The 18,823-nt window shown below is 38.0% G+C and carries 13 protein-coding genes; 7 read left to right on the top strand and 6 right to left on the bottom strand.

Annotated features, from left to right (window positions below):
* Positions 1-148 precede the first annotated feature (148 nt).
* The 5 genes from kdpA to kdpE are packed head-to-tail and all read left to right on the top strand — an operon-like array spanning position 149 to position 7,951.
* Positions 149-1,852 (top strand): potassium-transporting ATPase subunit KdpA, encoded by a 1,704-nt coding sequence (gene kdpA, locus QQS39_RS09460; protein WP_285805853.1) that lies wholly within the window; start codon positions 149-151, stop codon positions 1,850-1,852.
* 11 nt (positions 1,853-1,863) lie between these two features.
* Positions 1,864-3,921, top strand: a complete 2,058-nt coding sequence (gene kdpB / locus QQS39_RS09465; RefSeq protein WP_285805854.1) for a potassium-transporting ATPase subunit KdpB — start codon at positions 1,864-1,866, stop codon at positions 3,919-3,921.
* A 10-nt stretch (positions 3,922-3,931) separates the two neighbouring features.
* On the top strand, positions 3,932-4,528 hold the full coding sequence (gene kdpC, locus QQS39_RS09470) for a potassium-transporting ATPase subunit KdpC (protein WP_285805855.1): 597 nt from the start codon (positions 3,932-3,934) through the stop codon (positions 4,526-4,528).
* Position 4,529: 1 nt separating this feature from the next.
* The gene (gene kdpD, locus QQS39_RS09475; RefSeq protein ID WP_285805856.1) at positions 4,530-7,271 is read left to right on the top strand and encodes a two-component system sensor histidine kinase KdpD; all 2,742 of its coding nucleotides are present in this window, start codon (positions 4,530-4,532) and stop codon (positions 7,269-7,271) included.
* A complete protein-coding gene (gene kdpE / locus QQS39_RS09480; protein ID WP_196569222.1) occupies positions 7,268-7,951 on the top strand; it encodes a two-component system response regulator KdpE in 684 nt (227 codons plus the stop codon). The genes kdpD and kdpE overlap by 4 nt, the downstream gene beginning before the upstream one ends.
* Positions 7,952-8,063: 112 nt before the next feature.
* On the opposite strand, the gene QQS39_RS09485 is transcribed toward kdpE, so the two are convergent.
* The 6 genes from QQS39_RS09485 to QQS39_RS09510 form a co-directional block, all read right to left on the bottom strand.
* A complete protein-coding gene (locus QQS39_RS09485; protein WP_151435185.1) occupies positions 8,064-8,366 on the bottom strand; it encodes a hypothetical protein in 303 nt (100 codons plus the stop codon).
* Between the two features lie 11 nt (positions 8,367-8,377).
* Positions 8,378-9,682 carry an insecticidal delta-endotoxin Cry8Ea1 family protein gene (locus QQS39_RS09490; RefSeq protein WP_285805857.1) on the bottom strand — a complete coding sequence of 435 codons (1,305 nt, stop codon included), beginning with the start codon at positions 9,680-9,682 and terminating at the stop codon, positions 8,378-8,380.
* Between the two features lie 271 nt (positions 9,683-9,953).
* Positions 9,954-10,241: a hypothetical protein gene (locus QQS39_RS09495; protein WP_285805858.1), complete on the bottom strand. Its 288-nt coding sequence runs from the start codon at positions 10,239-10,241 to the stop codon at positions 9,954-9,956.
* A 351-nt stretch (positions 10,242-10,592) separates the two neighbouring features.
* The gene (locus tag QQS39_RS09500) at positions 10,593-11,720 is read right to left on the bottom strand and encodes an ABC transporter permease (RefSeq protein WP_151435188.1); all 1,128 of its coding nucleotides are present in this window, start codon (positions 11,718-11,720) and stop codon (positions 10,593-10,595) included.
* The gene (gene rbbA / locus QQS39_RS09505; RefSeq protein WP_285805889.1) at positions 11,721-14,477 is read right to left on the bottom strand and encodes a ribosome-associated ATPase/putative transporter RbbA; all 2,757 of its coding nucleotides are present in this window, start codon (positions 14,475-14,477) and stop codon (positions 11,721-11,723) included. It lies immediately after the preceding gene.
* A gap of 8 nt (positions 14,478-14,485) precedes the next feature.
* Positions 14,486-15,559 (bottom strand): HlyD family secretion protein, encoded by a 1,074-nt coding sequence (locus QQS39_RS09510; RefSeq protein WP_285805859.1) that lies wholly within the window; start codon positions 15,557-15,559, stop codon positions 14,486-14,488.
* A gap of 857 nt (positions 15,560-16,416) precedes the next feature.
* Between QQS39_RS09510 and QQS39_RS09515 the strand changes: the two genes are divergently transcribed.
* Positions 16,417-17,451, top strand: a complete 1,035-nt coding sequence (locus QQS39_RS09515; RefSeq protein ID WP_285805860.1) for an isoaspartyl peptidase/L-asparaginase family protein — start codon at positions 16,417-16,419, stop codon at positions 17,449-17,451.
* 340 nt (positions 17,452-17,791) lie between these two features.
* Positions 17,792-18,784 (top strand): tyrosine-type recombinase/integrase, encoded by a 993-nt coding sequence (locus QQS39_RS09520; protein ID WP_151435192.1) that lies wholly within the window; start codon positions 17,792-17,794, stop codon positions 18,782-18,784.
* Positions 18,785-18,823 lie beyond the last annotated feature (39 nt).

Consider the following 18,823-nt stretch of genomic DNA (forward strand, 5'->3'; position numbering starts at 1 on the left):
TCAACATCTTTACAGCCCATTCAGTACGCTCACTCAATCTAAATAGTAAAAGGATTGTTCTGATGCTGATATTCGGTGCTGTGACGTTAGTTGTTTTGCTCACTGCTTATCTTATCTATGTGTTATTTAACGCAGAGGCATTTTAAAAATGGCAATAACGATGTTGATATATCTTGCTATTTTTCTGATCACATTATTAGTGATAGGGAAAATGCTTGGATATTATTTAGCTCGCCTTATCGAAGGTGATTTACCTCATTGGGTTACTCAAACCGAACATGTTATTTGGCGTTGTTGTGGTTTTAAACCCGCAGGAAAATCAATCCAGCCAATGAGCTGGTATCACTATATGCTCGCCCTACTTATTTTTAATTTAATGGGTGCGATCCTATTATTTGTCATGTTGCTAAACCAAGGCTATTTACCGTTAAATCCTCAAGTTGCACCTAATATGAATTGGGATTTAGCGTTAAATACCACAATTAGCTTTATCACTAATACTAATTGGCAAGCTTATAGCGGTGAAACCGCAGTGAGTTATTTAAGCCAAATGACGGGGCTTGCAGTGCAAAACTTCTTATCTGCAACAACCGGTATTGCTGTCGCTTTTGTTTTAATTAGAGCGCTAACACAGTCCTCTTGTACCTCATTAGGGAATGCATGGATTGATATTGGGCGCATTACGTTATATGTCCTACTCCCTTTATCAATTATTTGGTCACTGTTATTTGTCAGCCAAGGGGTAATACAAAACTTTCACCCCGCGGTATTAAGTCAAGGGCTTGATGGACAACAACAGTGGTTACCAATGGGACCTGTTGCTTCTCAAGAAGCCATTAAATTATTAGGCACAAATGGCGGTGGCTATTTTGCAGCAAACTCTGCCCATCCTTATGAAAATCCAACATCATTAAGTAACTTCTTACAAATACTTGCCATATTTCTTATTCCTACTGCCTTATGTTTTGCCTTTGGTCGTTTAAGTGGAACACAACGCCAAGGGCATACCTTGCTTTGGGCGATGACATTAATTTTCATCGTTGCTGTTACTGTGGTCACTTGGGCTGAATGGCAAGGAAATTCAGAGTTTATCTTTGCGGGTGCAGAAAGCTCGCTAAATATGGAAGGCAAAGAAACACGCTTTGGCATAATCGGTAGTGCTATTTTTGTTGCTGTCACAACAGCGGCATCTTGTGGTGCAGTTAATGCCATGCATGACTCATTAACCGCTTTGGGTGGCATGGTGCCAATGTGGTTAATGCAAACAGGAGAAGTGGTATTTGGCGGAGTAGGATCAGGGTTTTACGGCATGATCCTCTATGTATTATTAGCTGTGTTTATCGCGGGATTAATGGTTGGTCGCGCACCTGAATATCTTGGTAAAAAGATTGGTGTTGCCGAAATGAAATGGGTAGCCATTGCAATTTTAATTTCTCCAGCCGTTGTTTTATTAGGTACAACCCTTGCCTTATTTACTGATGTTGGTCGTGAAGCCATTTTAAATCCAGGTCCTCATGGCTTTAGTGAAGTGTTATACGCTTTTACTTCTGCGGCTAATAATAACGGTAGTGCTTTTGCCGGGCTTCACGCCAGCTCACCTTTTTATAATCTATTATTAGGGCTTTCCATGTTGATTGGTCGCTTTGGTGTCATGCTACCTGTTTTAGCTATTGCAGGTAGTTTAGCCGTGAAAAAGCGTCAGCCAGAAAGCTTGGCAACACTCTCTACCACTTCACCGCTATTTATTTTGTTATTGATCCTCACGGTATTAATGATCGGCGCTTTAACTTTTGTTCCGGCATTAGCACTTGGCCCTATTGCAGAACACTTACAACTGTTTTGGGCTAAATAAGGAAACGTGTCATGAAAAAAACTCAACTCTTTGACAGAAAAACCGTGATATCGGCTTTCTTTGATGCGATAAAAAAATGTACGCCTCAAGCACAATGGCGTAATCCCGTTATGTTTATCGTTTATGTGGGTGCGCTCTTAATTACCGGAATTTGGATTGCTTCGCTGTTAGGTTATCTCCCTGATGATAATCACTTTACTTCACAAGTCACATTTTGGTTATGGGTGACATTGCTATTTGCTAATTTCGCTGAATCATTAGCAGAAAGTCGAAGCAAAGCACAAGCGGCTAGCTTACGTGGGGCTAAACAACAATCTAAAGCGATACGTTTACATCACGCAGACATTAATGCCGCAAAAGAAACCGTTGACTCTTTCTTATTGCATAAAGGTGATATCGTTTTAGTCAACGCTGGCGAAGCTATTCCTTGTGATGGTGAAGTCATTGAAGGTGGTGCTTCTGTTGATGAAAGTGCTATTACGGGTGAATCCGCACCTGTTATTCGTGAATCGGGTGGTGATTTTTCTTCTGTCACTGGCGGTACTCGGGTGTTATCCGATTGGTTAATCATACGTTGTACTGCTGAAGCAGGTAATTCATTTCTCGACCGTATGATTGGAATGGTAGAAGGCGCAAAGCGTAGAAAGACGCCAAACGAAGTTGCTTTGACTATCTTATTGACTGCATTGACACTGATTTTCTTATTGGCTTGTATAACGCTCTATCCATTTAGTGTGTTTGCTGTCGAGTTTCAAGGTCATGGTGAGATTATCTCTGTTGTCACTTTAATTGCTTTGTTGGTGTGTCTTATTCCCACAACGATTGGCGGCTTACTTTCATCAATTGGTGTGGCTGGAATGAGTCGAATGCTGGATGCCAATGTGATTGCAACCAGTGGGCGTGCTGTTGAAGCTGCGGGTGATGTTGATGTCTTACTTCTTGATAAAACAGGCACAATTACACTCGGTAATCGTCAAGCTTCTCGTTTTATCCCGCTTTCGGGTATTAGCGAAAAACAACTTGCTGATGCGGCACAGTTAAGCTCGCTTGCAGATGAAACGCCTGAAGGCAGAAGCATTGTGATCCTCGCTAAACAGCGTTTTAATTTACGCGAACGTGATTTAGCATCAATTGGTGCTTCTTTTATTCCCTTCTCTGCAATGACAAGAATGAGCGGTGTTAATTTAGAAGAGCGCTTGATCCGCAAAGGTTCCGTTGATGCTATTCGTCGTCATATTGAAGTCAGTCATGGTCATTTTCCTGATGAAGTCACCACGATAGTTGAGCAAGTAGCGAGAACGGGAGGAACACCGCTGGTGGTGGTTGAAAATCAGAAAATCTTAGGTGTTGTTGAACTTAAAGATATTGTGAAAGGTGGAATTAAAGAGCGTTTTGCTCAACTGCGCCAAATGGGGATAAAAACCGTTATGATCACTGGTGATAATCACCTTACGGCAGCCGCTATCGCAGCAGAATCTGGTGTTGATGATTTTCTGGCTGAAGCAACACCTGAGGCAAAATTAGCATTAATTCGTCAATATCAATCTGAAGGTCGATTAGTTGCAATGACGGGTGATGGTACTAATGATGCTCCAGCCTTAGCGCAAGCGGATGTCGCTGTTGCGATGAATTCAGGTACTCAAGCCGCCAAAGAAGCGGGTAATATGGTCGATTTAGACTCTAATCCAACAAAATTAATCGAAGTTGTGCATATTGGTAAACAAATGCTAATGACACGAGGCGCTTTAACGACATTTAGTATTTCCAACGATATTGCTAAATACTTCGCCATTATTCCTGCGGCTTTCGCTGTCACCTATCCACAGCTCAATATGCTTAATGTCATGAACTTACATTCACCAGCATCTGCAATGTTATCTGCGGTTATTTTTAATGCCTTAATTATTGTCTTCTTGATCCCTCTTGCCCTTAAAGGTGTGCATTATCGCCCTGTTTCAGCGCATTCATTATTGCGCCGAAACCTCTCTTTATACGGGATCAGCGGATTATTAGTCCCTTTTATTGGGATTAAAATCATCGATATGCTCTTAGCATTTATCGGGTTTTAAGGAGTTCTCTATGCATCTATTTCGATCATCATTAGTAATGTTATTATTACTTACACTAATAACTGGGCTGGCTTATCCTTTGCTTGTTACAGGATTAGCTAACCTTATTTTCCCATGGCAAGCGAATGGCTCACGGATCTATCAAGATAATAAACTTATTGGCTCTGAACTGATTGGGCAACAATTTACGCGGGATGATTATTTTAAAAGTCGTCCATCAATAACAGCAGAAATGCCCTATAACAGCATGGCATCAGGCGCTAGCCAATTAGCATCTTCAAATCCATTATTGCTTAATGAAGTCGCAAAACGCGTTCAAACGTGGCAAAAAGAGGTTGATAATCATCAGGCTGTTCCTGTTGATTTAGTGACCGCATCAGGGAGCGGGCTTGATCCTCATATTTCATTACAAGCCGCTTATTATCAAATTGAAAATATTGCATATTCTCGCCAACTTACTAAAAATGAAATTGAGCAATTAATAAAAGACAATACAACATCGCCACTAATGCCGTTTATGGGCGAACCTGTTGTGAATGTGTTTATGCTAAATCAGGCACTTGATAAATTAAGTGCAGAAAAGCAGCAAAAAGTGAGTACTCAATAAAATGGAACTCGATCAGCAATGGCAACGTCCCTCACCCGATGATCTGCTCGCTTCAACGCGAACAACAACTCGTGGACGACTAAAAATATTCTTTGGTGCTTGTGCGGGTGTAGGAAAAACTTACGCCATGTTGCAAGAAGCTCAACGCCTCCACCAGCAAGGTATTGATGTGCTTGCGGGGGTTGTTGAAACACACCAAAGGCAAGAAACGGCTGCGCTACTTCACGGATTACCTTTATTGCCACCACAACGTATTCATCATCATGGTAGAAAGCTTATCGCATTTGATTTAGATGCCGCATTAGCCAGACACCCTGCGGTGATCTTAATGGATGAACTGGCATTTAGTAATCCTCATAAATGCCGGCATCCTAAGCGTTGGCAAGATGTGGAAGAACTGTTGGATGCGGGTATTGATGTACTCGCTACAATAAATGTACAACACATTGAAAGTCTTAATGATATCGTAGGAAGTATTACTGGCATTCGTGTTCAAGAGACGATCCCTGACTATATTTTTGATAGTGCTGATGAAGTGGTTATGGTGGATCTGCCGCCTGACGATCTACAACAACGTTTGCACGAAGGCAAAGTATATCTAGCCGGACAAGCAGAACGCGCCATCGAACACTTTTTTCGTAAAGGTAATTTAATCGCACTACGAGAATTAGCTTTACGCCGTATGGCAGATAGAGTTGATACACAAGTTAAAGAGTTTCGAGATAGCCAAGGAACGGCTCCTGTTTGGCACACAACAGATAGTCTGATGGTCTGTCTTGGCGCTCATGGTGGTAACGATAAATTAGTTCGCACGGCAGCGCGTTATGCTGCCGCCTTTGGTTGCCAATGGCATGCTATTTATGTTGAAACCCCTAAGCTTCATCAAATTGGAGAGCATAAACGTCGAGCTATTTTGCACTCTCTAAAACTGGCACAACATTTAGGTGCAAGAGCCGCTATCCTTTCTGATAACCAAGCTGAAAAAGCCGTGATCCGTTACGCCAGAGAGCATAATCTTGGAAAAGTGATTATTGGTCAGCGTGCTTACCAAAAATGGCAATGGCTAAAACGCTGGGTACGGATGCGTTTTGCAGAAAAATTAGCACGCTACGCCCCCGATCTCCATGTTATTAGTGTTGCTCTCAATGATGAGGAAATTCGTTATAAAACCAAAACAGCACCACTGCAAAATGATAAATGGCGACAAGAGATAAAAGGCTATTTAACAGCGATTGGATTATGTTTAGCGATAACCTTATTCTCTCGCACATTTCTATTAGCACTTGATAAAGCCAATTTAGTGACACTCTATTTATTGGGTGTTGTATTAATTGCACTCTTTTTTGGCCGTCGCCCTTCTATTTTTGCAGCATTAATCAATGTCATTAGTTTTGACTTATTTTTTGTACAGCCCCACTTTTCGCTCGCTGTACTCGACATGCAGTATTTGATCACTTTCACCGTCATGCTTATTGTAGGATTAGTGGTCGGTAATTTAACTGCGGGTATGCGTTATCAAACTCGCGTTGCACGTTATCGAGAACAACGCACTCGTCACTTATTTGAAATGACGAGAGAACTGGGTCGAGCGGTAACGTTACAAGATGTTGTTCGCACCAGTTACCATTTTTTATCAAGTGCGTTTGATGCAAAAGTTTGTTTGTTGATCCCTAACAAACAAGGTGAATTAACACCTTTTCATGCACAAGGTATGGGGCATTTACCTATTGATAATGCAATTGCACGCTGGTGTTGCGATAAAGACCAAATTGCCGGTGCAGGCACAGATACTTTGCCAAGTGTGCCTTATCAATTACATCCGATCACCGCCTCTCAACAAGTTTTAGCTATTTTAGCGATTGAACCGAATAATCTTCGCCAACTGCTTATTCCTGAACAACAGCAGCTATTGCAAACTTTTAATGGTTTAATTGCTAATGCGCTTGAACGATTACAACAGGCTGAAATTGCAGAACAATCTCGAATTAATATCGAACGAGAACAATTAAGAAATGCATTACTAGCCGCACTTTCTCATGATTTAAAAACACCGCTTACTGTGCTTTTTGGGCAATCAGAAATTTTACTTCTCGATTTAAGTGCTGAAGGTTCATCCCATACAGAACAAGTTAACCAGATTCGACAGCAGATCCTGACAACCTCACGTTTGGTCAATAATTTACTTGATATGGCACGCATTCAATCTGGCGGTATTCAAGTGAATTTACAATGGAATTCGTTGCAAGAAATTACAGGAAGTGCTATTCGTTCACTCTCTTATTTACTTGATAAACATCCATTACAAATTGATATTCCGGCCGATTTACTGCTTTATTGTGATGGTAATTTAATTGAACGGGTTATCACGAACTTACTTGAAAATGCAGTAAAATATACGACTCCAAATACAAAGCTTGGAGTAAGAGCCTATATTGAAGCCTCTAAAATTCATGTTGAGGTATGGGATGAAGGCAATGGCATTCCGACTGACCAACTACAACTTATCTTTAATAAATTTTCACGCGCAGTAAAAGAATCCGCAATTCCTGGTGTTGGCTTAGGTTTAGCGATATGTAGCGCGATTATTCGCTTACATGAGGGTGAAATTTGGGCTGAAAACCACAATTTCTCTGAAAACAATAATTTCCCTGATGAAAGCCATAAAAAAGGTGGAGCAAGTTTCCACTTTGTTTTACCTTTAAAATCACTCCCTGATATTGATGAGATTGAAATAAAACAGTGACTCCATATAACATTTTAATTATTGAAGATGAAAAAGAGATCTTACGCTTTGTTCGGCTGGCTTTAGAGAACGAAGGATTTCGTGTTTATGAAGCCAATGAATGCCAACGAGGATTAATTGAAGCTGCATCAAGAAAACCTGATTTAGTTATTCTTGATCTTGGTTTGCCTGATAAAGATGGTCTCTGTTTTATTCAAGACTTTCGCCAATGGAGTAGTACGCCCGTTATCGTACTTTCAGCGCGAGACTCAGAACAAGATAAAGTGAAAGCGCTTGATGCAGGAGCAGACGACTATCTGACTAAACCCTTTGGCATTAGTGAACTACTCGCCAGAGTCAGAGCATCACTACGCCGTTTTGTTAAACAAGAAACACAGAGCGCACAATTTACGTTTGGTGATATTACAATTGATTGGGTTAATCGTATTGTTACTCGTCAAAATGAACCCGTTCATTTAACACCGACAGAATTTCGTTTGCTAAGCGAATTGGTTAATAACAGCGGTAAAGTGCTCACTCAACGGCATTTAATGCAACATGTTTGGGGACCTAATTTCGTTGAACATAGTCACTATTTACGTATTTATATGGGGCATTTACGCCAAAAACTAGAAACCGATCCCGCATGTCCGGTGCATTTAATGACGGAAACGGGGATCGGTTATCGATTTATGCCTTAACTAAAGGCTATTGGAGAAAAAATAAGGTTAATCTATTAATTAATCAGTTTTCTTGTTTATACAATATATATACCTAACCCACGTAAGATCTCACCTGACCATCAAGTAAATGCTAATCTAAAATTTCAACGATAGCCGCACCCACCTTGGTATCATCCGAGTTAGTTACATTAACTCTGTAGTAGTAAAATGATCGTTCGGGTGCTGGAACCATAATCGTGTCATTGGGTTCAACCCAATATGTGGTATCGGGGTAAAAAACATGTGATGGTGGCGCCCAGTAATTCACAACTTCTAATTTCGTTTCGCCATTATTAGTAACAATTACACTTTTACTAACTGTTGGAATGATAGGCTCAGCATCGTCCCATACTGTAACTGTTTCCAAAGGTTGAATAACATAATTAGTTGACATAACGCGCATCCTTAACTGTTTTTATATAGACTGCTGACATATTGCATCGCGAGTTCATTATTATATATTGCTGAAATCGCTATCCCACACATTTGATGGCCAGATGATTGTATATATCCTGCAACATCAGAAACCACATACATGGAGTTAATTGAAAATGGGCTGACTAAAGTGACTTCTTGTATAGAGTCATCATCAGGATGCTGACCTGCTACCATTGTATTATTAAGATTAGTGGTGAACTGAATTTGTGAAACAAAAGATTCCGCTCTCACGGACACCTGATTAATAAACTCACCACCATCAGCATTAATACTCATTTTGTTTTGTCCAACATTAAATGAGTAATTGTTATTTGGCGTCATACCCATTTCATATTGTTCATCAGACCCACTACAGGTAAACATTAACCCAGTAGTTCGATGTGACACTGACAGGTCTGTATAAACATCGATAAAATTAATATAGCCATCTGGATAAGATGTTGGGTCCTGATATAAAGATCCCTGGATGTTTGTAGAAGGCATCATTGAGTTATCAGCTACTTCAGCAAATGCCATAGGCACTGAGAAATTTTGCCCGTCTAGGCTTATAAGCTTATAGAAAGATCCAGCTGCCATGACTGGAACGTAGTAATTTTCCAGCGGTGCAGGCGCATTATAGTCTTCATAATCCCCTGACCATAGTTCATTAAATAAAGACACGCTGGTTTCATAATATAACTTAACACTAAAGTAGGTCTGTATATTGTTAAGATAAGTACTGCCTATTGCAGAATTTATTGGAGATAAATAACTCTTGGAGCTTTGAACATCAGATTGAAGCAATGACTTTAATTGATTAACTTGATCTTGACTTAATCCTAATTCATTAGAGTATTTAATACCTTCAAGATATAAGGCAATTTTTAAATTCATAGCGGCGACAAAAAGTGGAGCAAATGCATATTCGAAATTAGTCCCTTTTATTTTGAAGTTTTCTTCAATTCCAATTATATCTACAACTACTGTCATCAGTTCAGGGCCAGCAGTATCATACTGGGCATTAATTAACTGGTCATTGATAAATGATACTTTATCCTGAAGCTCATTTACTGCGGCCACAAGGCGATTCCAGTCGTCCTCTTGAATATCTTCATTAATAAGGTTTTGTACTTCCTGTTTAATCGTGCTCCATATATCTTCCTTATTTGTTGGCCATAAAAGACCAAAAATGGTGCCTAGTACACCTCCGACCACTGGGATCTGACTGATACCATAATGTATTATCGAACCGATATCAGATAAACCATCATTAAGCTTAAGTGTAGATGACATATTTAACCTCTTAAGTTATAGCAATGATAAAAAAACAGAATGAGTGATTTAATGTGTTTTCTCTCGATTAGCTTCCACCCTTGCCAGAAACTAATAAATTAAAAACCAATAAGAAAAACTTATATTTAAAACCAATAAGAAAATCTTATCTTTTATAGTGCGGATGTACATAACTTTTCAAAGGGAAATGTAATAAATCTAACGCAAGGCAAAGTTTCGCAAGTTATTTCTATTATTTTCTTATGTTTCAGTGACTTTTCCTAAAAATAGTCTATGCTTCGTTTGGGCAGTCTCTTAGCATTAAGGTATCATCAGGGGCGCTGTTGGTTAGCCAAAAACCCACCATCATTTTACTGTTCTCTTTGAGTATCACAGATTGACCTTTACCATTAGGTTGTGATTCTAAGCATGTATATCCGACTGTATGTCTATTATTTGATAAAATACCATCAGGATTAAAAACAAAATGCTGTTTACTTCTATCTATTGTTAAACCCGTTTTATTATCTAAAAAACGGTTGATGCCTAAATAACAAATTATCTCTAATTGGTTTAACATCCATTATATCTATGCCAATCTTTTATTCTTTATTAAATTTCCTTTCTCCTATTACTTTTTTTAATATCTTTATTATTCTCATAAAATTAGCCTTATTAAAAATAAATTTAACTCAATCAATAAAAATATATAAACTATGTCATTCAATTAATGGATAAAATTCTTTATTAATGAATTTAACTTAACGCTTTGACTTAAATGAATTATTTACCTTCATGAATATTATTTATGAAATTTAATCGTTAAGTAAAAACACCAATGTTAAATAATTAAATTAATAAAAAACCTATTCCCTTCTATATTTAACAATAGAAGAAAATAGGTTAATTTATCGATTAATATTTAAATTTATTAGGCCATAGCCGAAATGGTTTTTCTAAAACGTAATAAAGCTAATGAAAAAAACACCGAGCCAATAACAATTAAGATAATGAATTGAGGCCACACAATCGAGAAATCAGCACCACGATATAAAATAGCTTGGGCTAAGCTAACAAAGTGTGTAGTGGGCATTGTTTGCATTACATCCTGTACAAACTGAGGCATACTTTCTCGCGATGTCATCCCTCCTGATAACATATTTAATGGCAACAAGACCATAATCATCAATAAACCAAATTGAGGCATTGAACGAGCCATTGTTCCTAAAAAAATACCTATTGAAGTTGTCGCAAATAAGCTTAAAGCAACACCACACATAAATAGTAGAACAGAACCTTCAATAGGAACATGAAGTAAAGATTTCACGACTAATACCAACGACATAACTGATGCCAATAACACAACCAATCCCATTGACCATATCTTAGAAAGCATGATTTCAAAGGGCGTTACAGGCATAACCAGTAAGTGTTCAATGGTGCCATGCTCTCGCTCTCTTATTAATGCAGCCCCTGTTAATACTATCGATAACATAGTGATATTATTGATAATTGCCATAACAGAACCAAACCAAGATTGTGTTAGATTCGGGTTGAAACTCATTCTAACTTCCAAATCAACAGGCAGTGGATCGTTGGTTCTATTTTTCGCTAAAAAGGTTTTTGCTTCACCCATTACAATATTTTGAATATAGCTATTACCTAAAAAAGCTTGGCTCATTCTTGTTGCATCAATATTAACTTGTATTTCAGGTTTCCGACCAGCTAAGAGATCACGCTGAAAATTAGGCGGAATATCAAGTGCAAAGGTATATGTTCCTCTATCTAACAAACCATCAATTTGCTCAGGAGTAATCTCAGCGGGAGGTAAGAAATAAGGCATATAAAAACTATTTACAATACGTGCAGATAGCTGTGATTTATCTTGATCAGCAACAGCAATCGGTGCGTGATGTAACGAGCCGGGTGTCACAGTTGCTGATGAATAAATAGACACAGTAAAAGCAAACACAATTAACGCCAACATCGCTTTATCACGAGAGAGACTGCGTAGCTCTTTTACGCCTAAATTAAACACATTTTGAATTGTGCGCCACATTTAAGCCTCCTGCTTTTTCAAGAAAAAGATACTCAACCCAATAACAATTGGGATAGTGATAAGCAAAGGAATAAAAGACCAAGGTAAATCAAAAAGGTTTAATCCCTTAGAGAATGTCCCTCTTGAAATAGTTAAAAAGTGAGATGTAGGATAAATATGCCCTATCCATTTACCTATACCTTCCAGTGACGAAACAGGGTCAATCATTCCTGAAAATTGTGTTGCCGGAATTAAGGTAATAATTGAAGTACCAAAAATGGCGGCAATCTGGCTTTTCATAAAGCAAGAAATGAGTAATCCCATTCCTGTGGCAATAGTGATATAGAGTAATGCGCCTAAAGAAAGCGTTAACATACTCCCTTTAAAACTCACGCCAAACACAAAGACAGAAAGCGCACAGAGCATGAAAAAGTTAAACATACCCAATAAGATATAAGGAAATTGCTTACCTAATAAAAACTCTGCTTTGGTGATAGGTGTAACATAAAGATTGATAATAGAACCTAGCTCTTTTTCACGAACGACGCTCAACGCACTTAACATTGCGGGGATCATCATTAATAAAAGAGGAATAACTGCAGGTACAATTGCGGGTAAACTTTTTACATCAGGATTATAACGGTAGCGGGTTTCGATATTAATAGGTGACAATTTATCAACCACATTAGTGGGTTGACGCATAGCCATATCAAGCATCCATGTTGTATGCATTGCCTGAATATAACCGCGAACAGTTTCAGCCCGATTAGGCATTGCACCATCAATCCAAACACCTATTTTTACAGTGTGACCTTTGGCTACATCCCGCGCAAAATTAGGCGGAATTTCAATTGCAACTGTAATATCACCACTACGTAACCGTTTTTCCAGTTGGTCATAATCGGTGATAGGCGCTTTTTCAATAAAATAGCGAGAGCCTGAAAGGTTTTGGCTATATGCCTGACTTAACCCTGTTTTATCTCTATCCATAATACCAAAGCGTAGATTTTCAACATCCAAACTAATACCGTAACCCATAATAAACATCAGGATCACCGTACCTAATAGCGCTAAAGTAAGGCGTACCGGATCTCGGCGCAATTCCATACCTTCACGAATGCTATAACTAAATAAACGTCGTAAGCTAAATCGCTGCTTTAATGCTTTTTCTGCACTTTCATGGCTAGATGCAGGAAGTTGTAGGATTTTTTCATCAAGTTCAGGTGTTTCTTGTTCACCAGATGCCTTTTTAAGGTAATCAATAAAGACTTCTTCAAGCGTATCAAATTGGCTATTTTTAACTAAATTTGCAGGTGTATCTGTGACTAATACTTTACCAGCATGCATCAGCGACATTCGGTCGCAACGTGCTGCTTCATTCATAAAGTGAGTTGAGATAAAAATAGTGACACCGTCACGTCTTGATAGGTCAACCATCAAGTTCCAGAACATATCTCGCGCAATGGGGTCCACTCCTGAAGTCGGTTCATCCAATATCAACATTTCAGGTTTATGAATAACCGCGACTGCAAGCGACAAACGCTGACGAATACCTAACGGCAAACCATCAGGCATTATTTCTTCAACATCAGTTAAATTAAAACGCTCACTCATTTCCTTAACACGTTGAGGAATTTCCTCTTCTGGAATATGAAAAAGTTTGGCGTGTAATTCAAGGTTTTGTCGTACAGTCAATTCACTATAAAGTGAAAATGCTTGAGACATATAACCAACACGACGACGCGTTTCGATATCTTTAGGATCAACTTCTTGACCAAATAACCAAGCTCGCCCTTCACTCGCTTCGAGTAAACCAGTTAGCATTTTCATGGTGGTTGATTTACCACAACCATTCGATCCTAAAAATCCAAAAATTTCCCCTTTAGGAATACGAAAACTTACATGGTCTACGGCAACAAATTGTCCGAAACGCATAGTTAAATCTTGCGCTTCAATGGCGATAGTATCATCGTCACTTTTATCTCTTGGGGGGATAATCACTTTTTGGTGATCTTTCTTTTTCTCTTCTGGCAATAACTCGATAAAAGCAGCTTCTAGTTCATCAGTATGGGTTTGGGCTTTTAATTCATCGGCATGACCTGTTGCTAATATTTTTCCGGCATCCATAGCAACCAACCAATCAAAACGCTCAGCTTCTTCCATATATGCGGTCGCAACTAATACGCTCATATTTTTTTGACGCTTACGTATACGATTAATTAATTCCCAAAATTGCGCTCGTGATAATGGGTCAACCCCAGTAGTAGGCTCATCAAGAATAAGTAATTCTGGATCATGAATAAGCGCACAACATAAACCCAGTTTTTGTTTCATTCCCCCAGAAAGTTTACCAGCGGGTCTATCACGAAACGGTGCTAAACCGGTACTTTCAAGTAAGTCATTTATGCGTTCTGCACGTTCTTGTTTGGATTGACCAAATAAACGGCCAAAGAAATCAACGTTTTCAAAAACAGAAAGTGTGTGATAAAGGTTTTTACCTAATCCTTGAGGCATATAAGCAATGCGAGGACAAACGGCTCTTCGGTGTTCTACATCATTCATATCACCGTTTAAAACAATTATTTGCCCAGTTTGGATTTCTCTCGCACCAGCAATAAGAGAAATCAAGCTCGATTTCCCTACGCCATCTGGACCAATTAACCCGACCATTTTTCCAGCAGGAATAGCCAATGTCACATCATCAAGCGCTTTGGTATCGCCATAATGTTGGGATACATGAGTCAATTCAATGATATGAGAATGACTTTGCGTTCTCATTGTTTGACTCATTGCGGTAATTTCACCTCTAAATCAGTTGGCCAAGATTGGTTATTATCTAAACGAATATAAGCACGACCCGGTAAACCTGTTTTTACATATTCAAGGTGTTTTTCAAGTAATTCAGGTGCTATACGCGCTCTTACACGGAACATGAGTTTTAATCGTTCATTATCAGTTTCAACAGTTTTTGGTGTAAATTGAGCGACACTAGCAACGTAGGTTGTTTTTGCAGGAATAACAATATGAGGTGCTGCATCTAAAATAATGTGAACTTCACTTCCTAATGCCGCTTTACCAGCAGCTTCTGTTGGTAAAAAGAACGTCATATAAACATCACTTAGATCGACCATATTTAATACACGACCGCCAGCACCTAAAACTTCACCTGGCTCTGCAACACGATATTGAACTCGACCATTACGCGGAGCTTTTAAAATGCTGTCATCCAATTCCGCCAAAATGCGTCTTTCGGTTGCCGTTGCAGCATCCACTTTTGTATTAGCTTGAATGATCCCCGCTTTAGCTGATTCTATTGCTGCAATCGTTGCGGTTTCTTGAGCTTTAGCGGCTTCAACTGCCGCTCTAGCGCCTTCTGTTCTTGCAATATCATCATCTAATTGTTGAATAGAAATAGCATTAGTTTTTACTAATGCACGAGAACGATTAAGCCTTTTTTGTGCAGCATCAAGCTCTGCAATACGTTGACGAACAACTGCTTGAGCTGCAAGTTGTTCACTTTTACGTTGTGATAATGCAGATTGTGCAGTGACCACACTGCTTTTTGCTTGGTTTAATTGAGCTTGAACTTCATGAAGTTGTTCTTTAAGGGTTCGAGTGTCCATGCTTGCTAACACTTCACCCGCTTTAACAAAATCACCTTCTTGAACTAAAATAGAGTCTATTCTTCCCGGACTCTTTGTTGAAATATCAATTTCGGTTGCTTCTATTCTCCCATTACTTTGAGCAAATCCTGAAGGAAGAGTTGGCGCTTGAGATTTCCACCAAAAAATTCCCGCGGCAACAACCGCGATAAGAATGATGCTATAAACAAAAAAACGACTCTTTTTTTGATTTTTCATATAAATTATTTAACCTTCCTTTAGCCATAAAAGAATACCAAAAATATGTTTATCCGCTGTATGTAAGAAAATAGTTAAATAATGAGACGTCTTAAATTTTTATTTTTTATTTATATTTAAAAATAGTTCATTTGTATTGATAAAGCTAATGCACTCACTATAAAAAAATAAAATATTAGATGCTAACCTTATGAATTATAAATGTTATGTTATTATAATAGAGCCTTAACTCAAATTAATGTAGTACTTTTATCACATAATCCACCATCTATTTTTGATTATTCGAGGAACCACACAAATTGTATATAGAAAACCTGTTTTCGTTACATTAAAATACAAATGAAATAGTAACATTGAGTTATTACACATTAATCAATATTAAAGTAACACTTAACATTTTGATGAAATTTCAATTCATAACTAAATTATTACCTAATTTAAAATGATAAAAATTGTATTTTTTATATCATTTAATAAATTTTATATTTTAAATTTCATCATATAAAAATAAAAATAAAAATAGCATTATTATTTTTGTTTTTAAAAAAACACTATTAGCTACGTTTTATATTTATTCCCTTCATTTAATCAAGAAACATTAAAAACACGTAACACTTTGATTTATCTATTTAAAATAAATAAAAACAATAATAACAACCGCCTATTACATGATAAAGATCGACAAATTAAAAAGAAAGTTGAGTGTTCAGACCACTTATGCCTTAAACTTTTTATATAGTGATTATTGCAGTTAGTTATCAAAGTACGTTGATGCAATTAATTAGAATTTAAGATCAAGATCGTAATATCCATATGATGATACCACGTCAATTTTAATTAAAAATAAGAAGGGTTATATGAATAATATTAAGTATAAACTCGCCACAATGACACTTTGCACTCTGTTTGCTACCACTGTTTTCGCAAATAACAATCCCCCTATTCGCCTTGTCATTCATGGTGGCGCAGGAACAATCACTAAAGACACCATTACGCCAGAACAAGAAAAAGAATATAAAGAAAAACTAACCGAGGCATTAAATGCTGGATATGCTGTTTTAAATAGTGGAGGCACCAGCATAGAAGCAGTTCAAAAATCCATTAATGTCATGGAAGATTCGCCATTATTTAATGCGGGGAAAGGTGCCGTTTTTACCCATGATGGTCGTAATGAACTTGATGCTTCTATTATGGATGGCAAAACTCGTAAAGCTGGTGCTGTTGCCGGTGTAACTACGGTTAAAAATCCAATTAACGCAGCCATTGCTGTGATGGAAAAAAGCCCACATGTTATGATGGTTTCTAATGGCGCTGATCTTTTTGCTAAAGAACAAGGGCTTACTATTGTTGACCCTTCCTATTTTAGAACTGAACATCGTTGGCAACAACTTCAAAAAGCAATAGAAAAAGAACAAGTCGTTTTAGATCATGATGGTAAAACAGCAGCTCTTTTTGTTGATCCTATGATGTACGATTATAAATATGGCACCGTGGGTGCAGTCGCTCTTGACCAACATGGCAACTTGGCGGCAGGAACTTCTACGGGAGGAATGACAAATAAGCGTTATGGTCGAGTTGGTGATTCCCCAATTATAGGTGCGGGTAATTATGCTGATAATGAAACCGTTGCTGTATCTGCAACAGGATCTGGTGAAATGTTTATCAGAACATTAACGGCATTTAATATCGCAGCCCAAGTTAAATATAAAAATTTACCTTTAGAAAAAGCAGCTCAAAATGCACTTGATGAAGTTAAAGCGATTGATGGTAGTGGCGGTGTTATCGTATTAGATAAAACAGGTAACTACACAATGAGTTTTAATTCTGAAGGCATGTATCGTGGCACAATTGGTAATGATGGAAAACCCGTTGTCGCAATTTATAAAGAGTAATTTAAATAACCATTGATTATTTCGCACTCAATTTTTGCCGTTATCTTCATTATTTTTAAATCAATAAAAGATGAAAATCTTGGGTGCGAAAACCATATAAACTCCCTTTTACCCGTCTTATTCCCTACTCTTTTTCTTAACGCTATTTACCTCATTTTTTTCCTTAGTTCGGTTTGACTGTTATTTACCCCAAAAAAGCTCACCAAACAACCTTATTGATGAGGAAATAAACAAGATCATCTCTACTTATTAAAATGATCCTTTGAAAAAGTAGCTTTTTTCTTTTTTGGATCTGTTAGAATATTCATCATGGTTATGTTGATTTAATAAGGAAATCACAGTGGAATTTCACCACGACGATCAGGATTTAACGCCTGAAACATCGCTAGTCTTGCCTGAAAAACAAGCAATATTGGATCTGAATGCAACATTCACCTCGCCTGCTCATACTAATCCTGCAATGGCATATTTAATGAGTTTAGGTTCAAAACGTAGTCGTCAAACAATGGGATCGTTTCTAACTATTGTTGCTAAGATGATCGGTTTCTCTTCTCTTAAAAATTGCCAATGGGGAGCACTTCGTCGTCATCATATTCAAGCAATTATTGATATGTTGTCTGATGCCAATAAAGCCCCTGCCACTATCAATACTTATCTTGCCGCATTAAAAGGTGTCGCTTTAGAAGCTTGGGCAATGAAACAAATGGATACTGAAAGTTATCAGCATATCCGCCAAGTTAAATCAGTAAGAGGAAGTCGGTTACCCAAAGGTCGAGCGCTAACTAGTAGTGAAATTCGTGCGTTATTTAGAAGTTGTGAAAAAGACAATTCATCGAAAGGTTTAAGGGATGCCGCAATATTAGGTGTGCTATTAGGTTGTGGATTGCGTCGCTCAGAAATTGTGGCTCTAAATTACGAACATATTCAGTTTCGTGATCAAGCCTTTATTGTCAGAGGTAAAGGTAATAAAGAACGCATGTCTTATATGCCTGATGATACTTGGGATCGTGTTCAATTATGGATCGATGAAATAAGAGGTACTCAAGATGGCGCCCTTTTTACTCGAATTCGTCGGTTCGATGATGTTACTGATGAGCGAATAACAGACCAAGCGATTTACTATATTTTAGAAATACGCCAACAAGAAAGTGGTATTGATAAATTTGCTCCCCATGATTTGAGAAGAACCTTTGCTTCAGCAATGCTTGATAACGGTGAAGATATTGTCACGGTAAAAGATGCTATGGGACATGCCAGTATTATGACAACTCAGCGTTATGATAGACGTGGAGATGATCGACTAAGAAAAGCGGCTCGACATTTACGTTTTTAGTGTTTACTCTGAAAAATACCCAATTTAATAAATTAAATT

Origin of the sequence: Proteus appendicitidis (assembly GCF_030271835.1) — a bacterium.
GTDB classification, from domain to species: Bacteria; Pseudomonadota; Gammaproteobacteria; order Enterobacterales; family Enterobacteriaceae; genus Proteus; species Proteus appendicitidis.